The sequence below is a fragment of the Actinoplanes italicus genome, assembly GCF_003001815.1.
In the GTDB taxonomy this organism is placed as follows: Bacteria; Actinomycetota; Actinomycetes; order Mycobacteriales; family Micromonosporaceae; genus Actinoplanes; species Actinoplanes italicus.
Genome location: NZ_PVMZ01000021.1, coordinates 164,325 through 177,045, shown reverse-complemented (window position 1 = coordinate 177,045; position 12,721 = coordinate 164,325). Strand labels below are relative to the sequence as shown.

Below are 12,721 nucleotides of genomic sequence, written 5' to 3'. Positions count from 1 at the left end.
GTGAGCAACACGTTCCAGGTCGACCTGCGGGGCATCGTCGACCTGCTCAGCCACCACCTCTACGCGAGCCCCCGCGTCTACGTCCGCGAGCTCCTGCAGAACGCCGTCGACGCGATCACCGCCCTCGGCCCGGAGCACTCGGGCGTGGTGTCGGTGGTCTCCAGCGACAGAGCCGACAGCGACGGCACGCTGCGGATCGACGACAACGGCATCGGCCTGACCGAGGCGCAGGTCCACGAGCTGCTCGCCACCATCGGCCGCAGCTCGAAACGTGACGAGCTGGGGTTCGCCCGCCACGAGTTCCTCGGCCAGTTCGGCATCGGCCTGCTCTCCTGCTTCCTGGTCGCCGACGAGATCCGGGTGCACACCCGGCGCGACGGCGCCGACCCCGTCCTCTGGACCGGTTTCTCGGACGGCCGCTACACCGTCGGTCCCGGCGCCCCGCGTGAGCCCGGCACCACGGTCACCCTGCTTCCGCGCCGCGGTGCCGAGCAGTTCCTGACCGGCGAGACGGTGACCGATCTCGCCCGGACGTACGGCTCGTTGCTCCCGGTCACGGTGACCGTCGACGGCCGGAAGGTCACCACCGGCACGCTGCCCTGGGAGTTGCCGACCGAGTCCCGCCTGGCATATGCGGAGCGCACCCTCGGGTTCCGCCCGTTCGACGTGATCGAGCTGAACGTGCCCGCCGCCGGCCTGACCGGCGCCGCGTTCGTGCTGCCCACCCCGGTCAACCCGGCCAGCCGCGGCGGTCACCGGGTGTACCTGAAGCGGATGCTGCTCTCCGAGAACATCGAGGGCCTGCTGCCGGAGTGGGCCTTCTTCGCCCGCTGTGTCGTCGACAGCACCGAGCTGCGCCCGACCGCCAGCCGCGAGGCCCTCTACGACGACGGCATGCTAGCCGAGACCCGGGAGGCCATCGCCGACCAGCTGCGCGGCTGGCTCATGCGGTTGTCGGCGACCGATCCGCGTCGTCTCGGCGAGTTCCTGAGCATCCACCATCTCGGTGTGAAGGCGCTGGCCCTGCATGACGACGAGATGCTGCGCCTGGTCGAGCAGTGGTACCCGATGCAGACGAACATGGGTGAGGTCACGCTCGCCGAGTTCCGCGCCCGGCACGGCGTTCTGCGCTATGCCGCCACCGCCGACGAGTTCCGGCAGCTCGCCGGTGTTGCGGCGGCCCAGGACGTGGGCCTGATCAACGGCGGTTACGTCTACGACGCCGAGCTGATCCAGCGGCTGGCCGCCATCGACGGTGAGGTTCGCGCCGAGCGACTCGACCCCACCGACCTGACCACCCGCTTCACCAATGTGGACGCCGAGGCGGAGCTGCAGATGCGCCCGTTTCTCGCGGCCGCCCAGCGCCGGCTCGACCGACTCGGGTGTGAGGTCGTGGTGCGCGCCTTCGACCCGGTTACTCTGCCCGCGCTCTACCTGGTCAGTCGTGCCGCGGCGTTCCAGGAGGAGTTCACCGCGAGCCGCGACCAGGCCGACGACCTGTGGGGTGGCGTGCTCGACGCGCTGTCCCGGACGGTTCCGACGGACCGGCCGCAGTTGGTGCTCAACCACCGCAATCCGCTGATCCGCCGCGTGGCCGCACTCGGGGATGCCGAGCTGGCCGGCCTGGCCGTCGAATCGTTGTACGGCCAGGCGCTGCTGCTCGGCCACCACCCGATCCGTCCGTCCGACGCGGCGCTGCTCACCACGTCGTTCCTGGGCCTGCTCGATCGGGCCGTCCCGCGGGAGGAGAGCCGATGAAGACCGCGCAGGAACTCTGGCGACTGCTCAGCGAGGCGCGGGAGATGCCGTACGGCACCGCCCAGATCGCCATGTTCGACGAGCTGATCCGCCACGTGGACACGACCGACGACCAGGCTCTGAAGTTCTACGCCCGCCTGTTCGCGACCACCGCGTACATCTATGGTGGCGAGCCGGTCCGTGCCTTCCCGTCCTTCTCCTGGTGTGTGGCCGATTTCGATCGGAACCCGAGTCCCTACCACGAGGGCGGGACACACAACCTGCTGTGGCTGTTCAAGAACATGGTCCACTCGATGACCAGGTTCCCGGAGCTGCCGCTCGAGCGCACCTACGCGGTCCTCGACGACATGGAGCGGCGGTACAGGGAGAGCGGTCACGGCCTGCAGCCGGTGTACAAGCATCGATACCTTGTCGCCTCGCACGTCGGGCTGACCGAGGAGGCGGACGAGTGGTTCCGCAAGTGGCAGGCCGCGCCACGGAACCGGCTCTCCGACTGCGCCGGTTGTGACCCGACCACGCTGGTCAGCCACCTTGCGGACGAGGGCCGCTTCGAGGAGGCCGCCGAGCTGGCCGCCCCGGTGCTCGCCGGTGACCTGTCCTGTTCCGAGCAACCGCAGAGCATCCTCAGCGAGCTGATGGAGGTCTATCTGAAGACCGGCAGGCCGTCGGAGGCCGCCGACGCGCATCGCCGGTCCTATTTGGTCGAACGCAACAATCTCGCCGATCTGTGGGGAATCGGTGACCACATCACCTTCTGTTCCCGCACCGGTAACGAGCACCGTGGCCTGGAGATCCTGCAGCGCCACATCGATTGGCTGGACCGTGCGCCCTCGCCCGCCGCCGCGATGAACTTCGCCGCCAGTGCGGTGCAGCTGCTGCGCCGGCTCGAGAAGATCGGGCACGGCCACGCGACGGTACGCCGGGCGGGCCGGCCGGATGCCACGGCGGCCGAGCTGGCCCGGGAACTGGAGACGTTCGCGCTGGATCTGGCAGCCCGGTTCGACGCCCGTAACGGCACCGATCACCAGAGCACGGTGATCCGGGAGGTGATGAGCGAGGAGCCGTATGGCATCGAGTTCAACCTGTCACCCACAGCCCGGCGAACCGATGAGGTGACCGTGGCTCCGGTGGTGACGAAGGCGCCGGAACTCAGCCTCACAGCCACCGCCGAGGAGCTGATCGAGCTGGGCGAGCGGTACTCCGCCGAGGACCGGACCGACGCCCTGCAGGCGGTGCTGGACGCCCACGACGCCCGATTCGGTGAGCCTGAGGAACCCGCGCTGGCGGCGCGGCTGTGGTCGCTGCGCGGGGCAGCCCTGCCGGACGAGGCGATCGAGGAGACCGCGACCGCCTGGACACGTGCGGCCGAGCTGTTCACCGCGGCCGATGACGTGACCGAGGCGAGTGCGATGCATGCCAGGCTCGCCGTCCAGCAGGCCATGCACGGCGAGGCGACCGAGGAGCAGCTGGCCGTCGTCGAGGCCGACGTGGCTGCGCAGGACGACCCGGGCGCGACGGCGGACGCGTTGATCCGCCTGGCTCAGATGTACCGCGTCCTGGATCGGCTCGACGATGCCGATGAGGCCGTGGACCGCGCCGATCGGATCGCCGCGGAACTCGGCGAGGAACGCCGGTTGGCCTATCACGCGATGATCCGGGCGCAGAACCGGATGATGGCGGGCCGCGGTGAGGAGGCCGTCGAGGCGGCCCGTCGTGCGTGGGCGTTCTACTCCGAGCACGGTCCGGTCCGGGAGCAGGCCCTGTCGGGCATGGTGCTGGGGCAGGTCACCGACGACCCCGAGGAGGCGGTGGCCACCCTCGGCGCCGCCCTGGCCTTCGGGCTGCCCGGAGCCGCCCTGCCCGCCCGGGTGCGGCGGGGACGGGCGCTGCTGCAGCTCGGCCGTCCCGACCGGGCGATCGATGACTTCGTCGAGGCGGTCGCGCTGTGTACGGAGGCCGCGGCGGCCGAGGCCGGTCCGGACGTGGGCGCGCTGTTCGCCCGGCAGGAGCTGGCCCAGGCGTATCACCAGGCGGACCGTCCGGCGGAGGCGGCCGAGGTGGCCGAGGAGGCGCTGCTCGGCTTCGAGCGTCTCGCCCTTCAGGAGCCGGCCGGCAACACCCGCTTCCTGCTCGCCGCGATCTACCGTGATCTCGGTGACAACGACCGGGCGCTGACGATCTATCGGGACCTGATCGAGGAGCTGGTGGACAACCCGGCCGGTCGCGGCCAGGTCGCCGAGCTGGCCGGTCAGCTGCTCTACGACATGGACCGCGACAGCGAGGCTGCGCTGACCTTCCGGGCGTCGGCCGAGGCTTTGCGTGAGGCCGGTGACCTCGCGGCCGAATTGCGGCTGCTGCGCAGGCGGCTGATGGCGCACAACTACGCCGACGAGGTGCCCGAGGCGGAGGAGGTCATCGAGCTGGCCGCCCGGAGATACGCGGAGTTGCCCGCTGAGCTGGCCGCGGAGCCCACTGTGATCTGGGACCGGTCCGTCTTCGCCTTCGAGATCGGCAATCTGCTGATGCGCCGCGGCCGCTATGCGGAGGCCGTGCCGCATCTGCGCGGTGCGCCGGAGAACCTTCGCGGCATCGGTGCCGTGGATGATGCCGATCGGGTGGAGGGGATGCTGGCCGAGGCGCTGATGCGATCGGGCTCTCTGGAGGATGCGGAGCGCATCCTGGGCGCTCTGCTGAAGCGTATGCGGCCGGACGCACCGACCCGGGACCTGGCCACCAGGCTTTATGACGAGGTCCACACGGCGATAACTGGGCTGAACGATCGTTAAGTAGGGGGTTGACACCGGGTTACAGTTGCCAGGTGACGACGGTAGATCAGCGGAACCGGACCACCCCGCCGGCTCCGAGGCGGCGGTCGCGCCGCGACGAGATTCTGGAGATCGCGGTCGGGCTGTTCGCCTCCCGCGGCTACCACGGCGTGTCGATGGACGACATCGGCTCGGCTGCCGGCGTCACCGGCCCAGCGCTCTACCACCACTTCGCCGGCAAGGAGGCGATGCTGGTGGCCGCGCTCATCCCGGTCAGCGAGGGGCTGCTGGACGGCGGTAAGGAACGTGTCGGCCGGCATCCGGACGACGCGCAGGCGGCGCTGGCCGACCTGATCGACTTCCACGTCGACTTCGCGCTGGCCAATCCCGCGGTCATCGCCCTGCACCTGCACGAGCTGGACCGGTTGCCGGAGGATCCGCGCCGGCAGATCCGGCGACTGCAGCGCCTCTACGTCGAGGAGTGGGTGAGCGTGCTGTCACGGGTCCGCCCGGAGCTGCCCGCTCCTGAGGCCCGGGTGCTCGCCCACGCGGCTTTCGGCCTGATGAACTCGACACCGTTCCTGGGCGGTGAGGTCGACCGGGTGCGCCGCGCCGCCCTGCTGAGGGACGCGACGATCCACGCCCTGATCGGCCGCTGACTACACAAGTTCCCGTGTGATTCTCAACGCGCTTTCCCGCGCTTAGTTTTCCGATTTGTCCGCGTGACTTTCCGCGCGCTCCCGTCGTTACCAATACCGAGTGACCAATACCCACCTGTTCCGGAACTTCATGGCGAACAGGTCCAATCGGTCACAGGGTCGACGACGAGGGGTAGATCATGACGGGTCGGGAGGTCGGGCGCGACGAGCGCACCGCACGCCGGTCCTCGGCGATCACCCACGGCGGCTCCCCGCTCATGCCGTCCCACAGCCAGGGGGCGGAGCGGCGGCCGGAGCGCCGCGCGGAACACACCGAATCCCGGTGGCACCCGCGTGCACACGTCGTCGGCGTACTGGCCGAGCACGAACCCGCGGTCGAACGATCTCCTAGAAGCGGCTGCCCAGCCGCCGGAGTCCGTCGGCGCGCTGCCGCGTACGGCGACCGCACCCCCGCGTGCCAGCGGGGGCACGGCGGACGACCGGGCGCTGCCCGTGCCGTCGGGGACCGTGAAACACCTCGCTGACGCTTCGTAGAGCGTACGGGCCGCACGATTCCCCAACCGTTTGCGAACAAGCGGCGAATCGTGCGCGGGCTCGAGGACTTTTCCTTCACCGCAGCTCGAAGCGTCACCTCGTGGGCGCGCGTCGACAGGCGGAGTCAGGGCTGGAGAAACCGCGCCAGGGCACCGCTGCGCCCGAAAACGGGGACTCAACTGAATACGCGCATTTCATTGCTGACCATTTGTGAAAGGCATCCCTTTCTGATGAAGAAGACTTGGGTTCGTAAGACTCTGAGTGTCGGGGTCCTCGCCGCGGGCGCTCTGCTGCTCGCGCCGGCCGCCATGGCGCAGGCCGACGTCGACCAGGCCACCTTCGGCAACTTCGGAACCCTGAACGGCACCCAGGTGGCCATCCCGGTCACCGTGCCGGTGAACCTGGTCGGCAACTCGGCCGGCGTCCTGGGCCAGGCGCAGAGCTTCGGCGTGGGCGCCAACCAGGTCGAGAGCGGCCGCAACGGCTCCGGGACCCGTCAGGCCTCGTTCCAGAACAAGGGCACCCTGAACGGCACCCAGGTCGCGGTTCCGATCACCGTCCCGGTCAACGTCTCCGGCAACGCGGCCGCAGTCGGTGGCAAGGCGAGCGCCACCGGTGTCTCCGCCAACCGGGTCGAGAGCACCAAGGCCACCGAGCACGGCTGGGGTGGCGGCATCGGCGGTGGCACCACCGACCAGGTCAGCTTCGGCAACTACGGCACCCTGAACGGCACGCAGGTGGCAGTGCCGGTCACCATCCCGGTCAACGCGTGCGGCAACTCGCTCGCCCTGGTCGGTGCGGCCAACTCGTTCGGCGCCTGTGCCAACCAGGTCGGCCCGACCTTCGCCCGCAAGGCCCCGCACGTGGCCGAGAGCAAGGGCAAGAAGGCCGCCAAGCGGACCGAGAGCGGTTCGTGGGTGTGGCCGGCCGCCGCGGTCAACCAGGCCACCTGGGGTAACCACGGCACCCTGAACGGCACCCAGTTCGCGGCGCCGATCACCGTTCCGGTCAACGCGTGCGGCAACTCGCTCGGTGTGCTCGGCTACGCCAGCGCGTTCGGTGCCTGCGCGAACCACGTCGGCGGCGGTGTCGCCTACCAGAAGCCGGCCCAGTGGGTGAAGCCGCTCGTCCCGGTCTACCCCGTCTACCCGGGTCACGGCTTCGGCAACGACTGCGACGACTGGAAGGGCCACAAGGGCCACCAGGGCAACCCCAAGGACAACTGCGGCAAGGACGACGACGGCAACGTCCGCGGTGACCAGGGTGGCTACAACGACGGAAACGTCAAGGGCGACAACGGTGGGTACGGCCAGGGCGGCAACCGCGGCAACGACGAGTACCCGGCCGACGACGCCGACGAGTACCCGGCCGACGAGTACCCGGCTGTCGACGACGACAAGGGCTACGTCAGCCCGGACAAGTACGGCGACAAGGTCGGCGGCCGTAGCGCCGAGAACTCCCCGGTGGCGGGTCTGACCCGTGACCTCGGTGGCGTCGGCACCGCCGGTCTGGGTGGTCTGGACCTGCTGAACACGCTGCGCTGAACCCGCGTAGCGGAATACCGGGTTGCGCCGGTCCCGGGCGCGACTCGCGTCGGCTCCCTCAGGTGCCGATGACCGCCGGCGCTACTCCACGGTGCCGGTAGCAGTGAAAACGGACGGGAGTCCCCAGTGCTGGGGGCTCCCGTTCGCCGTTGCCCCGGTCCACAGAGTGAGATAGCCTAACGCTCGTTAAGTTCGGCGTCTCGGATGCGGATGCGAGGGTTGAGATGGTCGACTTCCGGCTCGACAAAGAATACGAAGAGTTACGGGACAGTGTCCGGCAGTTCGCCCGCGAACAGGTCGCTCCGGTCATCGCCGAGCACTACGAGAAGAAGACCTTCCCGTACGAAGTCATCCGCCAGATGGGCAGCATGGGACTTTTCGGGCTGCCCTTCCCCGAGGAGCACGGCGGGATGGGCGGCGACTACTTTGCGCTCTGCCTGGCTCTCGAAGAACTGGCGAGGGTGGACAGCTCGGTCGCGATCACCCTGGAGGCGGCGGTCTCGCTCGGCGCCATGCCGATCTATCGTTTCGGCACCGACGAGCAGCGCAAACAGTGGCTGCCCCGGCTGACCAGCGGTGAGGCGCTCGCGGCGTTCGGCCTTACCGAACCCGGCGCCGGATCGGACGCCTCCGGCACGCTGACCCGGGCGGTGCTCGACGAGAACACCGGCGAATGGGTGATCAACGGAACCAAGGCGTTCATCACGAACTCCGGCACCGACATCACCTGTCTGGTCAACGTGATGGCGGTGACCGGCACGAATCCGGACGGCAGCAAGGAGTTGTCGACCATCATCGTGCCGTCGGGGACCCCGGGCTTCACCGTGGCGCCCGGCTACTCCAAGGTCGGCTGGTGCGCGTCGGACACCCACGAGCTTTCCTTCGATGACGTACGGGTTCCGGCCGCCAACCTGCTCGGCGAGCGCGGCCGGGGGTACGCCCAGTTCCTGCGCATCCTCGACGAGGGCAGGATCGCGATCGCCGCGCTCTCGGTCGGCCTGGCCCAGGGGTGCGTCGACGAGTCGGTGACCTACGCGAAGAACCGCAGCGCCTTCGGGCACCCGATCAGCGACTACCAAGCGGTCAAGTTCCTGATCGCCGACATGGACCTGCGTGCGCACACGGCGCGGCTCGGCTACTACGACGCCGCCTCGCGGATGCTCGCCGGCGACGACTTCAAGCGGTACGCCGCGATCGCCAAGCTGAACGCCAGCAACGCGGCCATGGAGAACAGTCGCTGGGCCACCCAGGTGCACGGCGGCTACGGCTTCATGAACGAGTCGGCGGTCGGCCGGTTCTATCGGGACGCCAAGATCCTCGAGGTGGGCGAGGGCACGTCCGAGGTGCAACGCATGCTCATCGCCCGGGGCCTCGGGCTGTAGATCTCAAGGTCGTCAGGCGGGCAGTGCGGTCTCCGCGCTGCCCGCCGTCGCGCATGGGTTGACCGCGTCGCGGATCGTGCGCAGGGAGTCGAGCAGCTCGGCGAGTCTCGCCTCGGGCAGCAGACCCACATACCACCGCTGGACCAGCTCGAGGTGCCCCGGCAGGACGTCGGAGAGCCGCTGCATGCCGGCGTCGGTGATCACCGCGTAGGAACTACGCCGGTCGCTGGGGCACGCCTCCCGGCGGACCAGGCCGGTGCGCTCCATCCGGTCCACGACCCGGGTGACGCCGCTCGTGGACAGCGTGGTCTGCCCTGCCAGGTCGGTCATCCGCAGGTGGTTGCCGGGGGACCGGGCGAGCCGCATCAGCACCTCGAACTCCACCTGTGACAGGCGGTGCTCCTCGAACTGCGCGGCGAGCCGGTTCATCAATCCCGTGTACGCCTCCGCGAGCAGTCCGACTGCGGTGAGGCGTGGGTCGTCCAGGTCCTTGTTCACGAGGTCGACTCTAGCAGGCACTTGACAGGAGGAATATTGTCGAGCATATAGTTGCTCCGTCAGACAAGCATCCCGCAGAGCTTCGAGAGAAGGCAGTGTCATGACCGTCAGCACCCGTGAGTTCGAAGGCCTCCAGATCCCCGCCGCCGGCACCTACGAGCTGGACGCGGCGCACAAGCGGGTCGGCTTCGTGGTGAAGCACCTCATGGTGAGCAAGGTCCGCGGCCAGTTCGCCGAGGCCACCGCCACGATCGTCGTCGGCGAGAACCCGCTCGACTCCTCGGTCACCGCCACCATCAAGACCGGCAGCGTCGAGACCGGTCAGGTCGATCGGGACAACCACCTCCGCACCGGCGACTTCTTCGAGGTGGAGAAGTACCCGACCATGGAGTTCCGCAGCACCGGTGTGAAGTCGCACGCCGGCGCCGAGTTCGTACTCGACGGTGAGCTCACCATCAAGGACGTGACCCGGCCGGTCGAGCTGGTCGTCGAGTTCGAGGGCGCCACCACCAGCCCGTACGGGCAGCATGTCTTCGGTTTCAGCGCGCACACCGAGATCGACCGCGACGACTGGGGTCTGTCCTGGAACGTCGCCCTGGAGTCCGGTGGCTTCATGGTCAGCAAGAAGGTGAAGATCGAGATCGAGGGCGAGGCCGTCCTGCAGCAGCCGGCCGCCTGACGATCCACACTCGACAGCGCCGCCCGGGGATCCGGGCGGCGCTTTTCGAATCTCTGGCGGTCCTCTGCCCGAGATGGCAGGGTGAACCGAGCGCATGCGTTCGGTCACAGAGCGGTGATCGACGTCGGTTTCGTCCTCAGCCGTCCCGGGAGGGCACATGGGCAAGGATCTGGTGACCGCCGTCTTCTCGCCGCACGACCGGGTGCTCTTTCGCCGGAAGGTACGTGACTGCCTCGACGTGCTGGCGGGGATGCTGGACTCCGAACCGTTCGAGACGGACGGACCGACCACCGGCCTGGAGATCGAGATCAACCTGGTCGACGCGGACGCCGGCCCGGCCATGCGCAACGCCGAGATCCTCGCCGACCTCGACGATCCACGCTTCCAGCCCGAGCTCGGTCGCTTCAACCTCGAACTCAACGTGCCACCCCGGCGACTGGCCGGCTCGGGACTGGCCGAGTTCGAGGAGGACATATTGGATGCACTGCGCGGTGCGTCCGAGTGCGCCCGCAAGGACGAATGCCATCTGCTGCTGATCGGCATGCTGCCCACCCTCGCCCCGGATCACCTGGTGCTCGCCAACCTCTCCGACAACGAGCGGTTCCGGGCCTTGGACGCCGAGATCGCCGGGGCCCGCGGTGACGACTTCCGAATCCGGATCGACGGCACGGAGAACCTCGTGAGCAGCAGCGACACCATCGCGCCGGAAGCGTCGTGCACCAGCACCCAGTTCCATATCCAGGTCGCACCGGAGAATTTCGGGCGCTACTGGAACGCCTCTCAGGCCGTCGCCGGTGTGCAACTGGCGCTCGGCGCGAACTCGCCGTTCCTCTACGGCCGCCGGCTGTGGGCCGAGACCCGGATCCCGTTCTTCGAGCAGGCCACCGATGCGCGGCCGGAGGAATTCAGCGCGCAGGGGGTCCGTCCCCGGGTCTGGTTCGGCGATCGCTGGATCGACTCGGTCCTCGACCTCTACGAGGAGAACCTCAGGTACTTCCCGCCCCTGCTGCCGGAACTCAGCGAGGAGGACCCGGCCGCGACCCTCGCCTCCGGCGGCATTCCCCAGCTGTACGAGCTACGCCTGCACAACGGCACGGTGTATCGCTGGAACCGTCCCGTCTACGACGTCTCCGGCGGCCGCCCGCACCTGCGGGTGGAGAACCGGGTCCTGCCGGCCGGCCCCTCCGTCGCCGATCTGGTCGCCAACGCGGCGTTCTACTTCGGACTGGTGCGCCAGCTCGCCGAGGAGGACCCGCCGGTCTGGGCCTGTCTCGGGTTCGGCACCGCCGAGGCGAACTTCCGGGCCGGCGCCCGGGACGGCATCGCGGCACGTCTGACGTGGCCCGGTCTGGGTGAGGTGCCGGTCACCACCCTGGTCCGCGACGTGCTGCTGCCGCGGGCGCGAGCCGGGCTGGACCGACTGGGCGTGAACCCGGCTGAGCGCGACCGGCTGCTCGGGATCATCGACGACCGCTGCCGGACCGGCCGTAACGGCGCCACGTGGCAGACCGGAGCGGTTCACGCCGCCGAACAGCGCGGCCTGGACCGCGCGGCCGCGCTGCGCGAGATGACGCAGCGCTATCTCGAGTACCAGCGGTCGAACGAGCCGGTCCACACCTGGCCGGTCTGAACGCGCCTACTTGTCGGAAGCTGGTTTGTCCGGGTTGATCCGAGCGATCGTCGGGTTCGCCGGTGGCGGTGTAATGGTCTGACGAGGCGTTTCACCGTTGCCGTTCTTGCGCTTCGCCGGCGGACGGCCGGACGGCTTCGCGGCCGCGGCGATCTCCGGGTCGACGACCGGCGGCGTGGCCGGCTTCTCCGGGACGGTCGCCCGCTGAACCGGCGCCGTCGCGCGCCCGGTCGGCTTCGGCTTCGGCGTCTCCCTGACCTGCGTCGGCGCCTCGGCCTGCTGCGGCGCGGCGGGCAGGGCCGGCTTCTCGGCACGGTCGAGCCGGTTGCGCCAGCCCTTCCCGACACCCACGGCAAGCGCGGAGCCACCGATCCCGGCGAGAACGGCATAGGGAGCGATGAGGTACGCCGACTGGAGCGGCCCCATCGCAGCGGTCAACTGTGGAGCGAGCGTGAGGAACGAGAACGCCACGAGAAGCGGCCCGACCGCACCGGAGATCGCCGTACCCAGTCCGAACTCGCCCCGTGCCACCGCAGGACCGGCCGCGATGAGGCCGATGGCGAACGCCGCACCCAGGGTCAGCAGCGCACTCGGCCAATAGATCCCGCCGTACTGGAACGGGTTGACCGACTCGGCGAACTGCCAGCTGGTCAGATAGGTGGCGGACTCACCCCCGCCGGCCAGCTCGGCCACCACACCGGCGATCGCGAGGGCCCAGAGCCAGAGGGCTGTCCCGATCAGATTGACCGCGACCGGGCCGGACGACACCGCCCAGAACGCGATCACCAGGCCCGCGAGCAGACCGGCCAGCGCGTGACCACCGGCCACCAGCTGCGGTGAGAGGGTGTCGTCGCGGACCGCCTCACGCGCCGGCAATGCCACCAGGGCGACCGAGACGAGCGCGCCGAGTGCCGAGGAGACCGCCAGCGCGAACCGCCAGAGCGCACGCCACCGGCCGGGGTGACCCGCGCGGAGCCGCCCCGCGATCACCGCGCCGAGCACGGTCGCGCTCGCCGTGATCCAGGTGGCCCAGCCGAGACTGCCCAGCCAGACGCTGTCCGCCGCGGTGGCGGTCACCGGCCAGGCGATGACGCCCAGTCCGTATCCCAGACCCAGTTGCGCCGCGCCGGCGCCGGCCGCGATCCCGGCCGCCGTGGCGGCTTGTGATGTCCAGCCCTTGTCGGCCATGTCGCGCACTGTACTGGTCACCGCCGATGTCTGGGAAATGCTCCGCGGAGGTTGCTTTCCGCTGGTGGAAACCACACCGGTCCC

The 12,721-nt window shown here is 69.5% G+C and carries 9 protein-coding genes; 7 read left to right on the top strand and 2 right to left on the bottom strand.

From position 1 onward, the window contains the following. The 5 genes from CLV67_RS39040 to CLV67_RS39020 all read left to right on the top strand — a co-directional run bounded on the left by CLV67_RS39040 (window position 1) and on the right by CLV67_RS39020 (window position 8,642). Window positions 1-1,758: an HSP90 family protein gene (locus tag CLV67_RS39040; protein WP_106327933.1), complete on the top strand. Its 1,758-nt coding sequence runs from the start codon at window positions 1-3 to the stop codon at window positions 1,756-1,758. Continuing rightward, complete coding sequence (locus tag CLV67_RS52265; RefSeq protein ID WP_170154170.1) at window positions 1,755-4,544, top strand: tetratricopeptide repeat protein; 2,790 nt, start codon at window positions 1,755-1,757, stop codon at window positions 4,542-4,544. Before CLV67_RS39040 ends, CLV67_RS52265 begins: the two co-directional genes overlap by 4 nt. 32 nt (window positions 4,545-4,576) lie before the next feature. Next, window positions 4,577-5,182, top strand: a complete 606-nt coding sequence (locus CLV67_RS39030) for a TetR/AcrR family transcriptional regulator (RefSeq protein ID WP_106327814.1) — start codon at window positions 4,577-4,579, stop codon at window positions 5,180-5,182. A 764-nt stretch (window positions 5,183-5,946) separates the two neighbouring features. Then, window positions 5,947-7,260 (top strand): chaplin family protein, encoded by a 1,314-nt coding sequence (locus CLV67_RS39025; protein ID WP_106327812.1) that lies wholly within the window; start codon window positions 5,947-5,949, stop codon window positions 7,258-7,260. Between the two features lie 224 nt (window positions 7,261-7,484). After that, complete coding sequence (locus CLV67_RS39020; protein WP_106327810.1) at window positions 7,485-8,642, top strand: acyl-CoA dehydrogenase family protein; 1,158 nt, start codon at window positions 7,485-7,487, stop codon at window positions 8,640-8,642. 12 nt (window positions 8,643-8,654) lie between these two features. On the opposite strand, the gene CLV67_RS39015 is transcribed toward CLV67_RS39020, so the two are convergent. Then, entirely contained in the window at window positions 8,655-9,140 is a 486-nt protein-coding gene (locus CLV67_RS39015; protein ID WP_239166495.1) for a MarR family winged helix-turn-helix transcriptional regulator, read from the bottom strand. A 100-nt stretch (window positions 9,141-9,240) separates the two neighbouring features. On the opposite strand from CLV67_RS39015, the gene CLV67_RS39010 reads away from it, so the two are divergent. Together CLV67_RS39010 and CLV67_RS39005 are read left to right on the top strand one after the other, a co-directional pair. After that, window positions 9,241-9,819: a YceI family protein gene (locus CLV67_RS39010; RefSeq protein WP_106327806.1), complete on the top strand. Its 579-nt coding sequence runs from the start codon at window positions 9,241-9,243 to the stop codon at window positions 9,817-9,819. A 157-nt stretch (window positions 9,820-9,976) separates the two neighbouring features. Continuing rightward, window positions 9,977-11,449 carry a glutamate-cysteine ligase family protein gene (locus tag CLV67_RS39005; RefSeq protein WP_106327804.1) on the top strand — a complete coding sequence of 491 codons (1,473 nt, stop codon included), beginning with the start codon at window positions 9,977-9,979 and terminating at the stop codon, window positions 11,447-11,449. Window positions 11,450-11,455: 6 nt separating this feature from the next. Here the strand turns inward: CLV67_RS39005 and CLV67_RS39000 are convergent, their stop codons facing one another. Further along, window positions 11,456-12,658, bottom strand: coding sequence for a Hansenula MRAKII killer toxin-resistant protein 1 (locus CLV67_RS39000; RefSeq protein ID WP_239166496.1), 1,203 nt, complete (start codon window positions 12,656-12,658; stop codon window positions 11,456-11,458). Window positions 12,659-12,721: the final 63 nt, after the last annotated feature.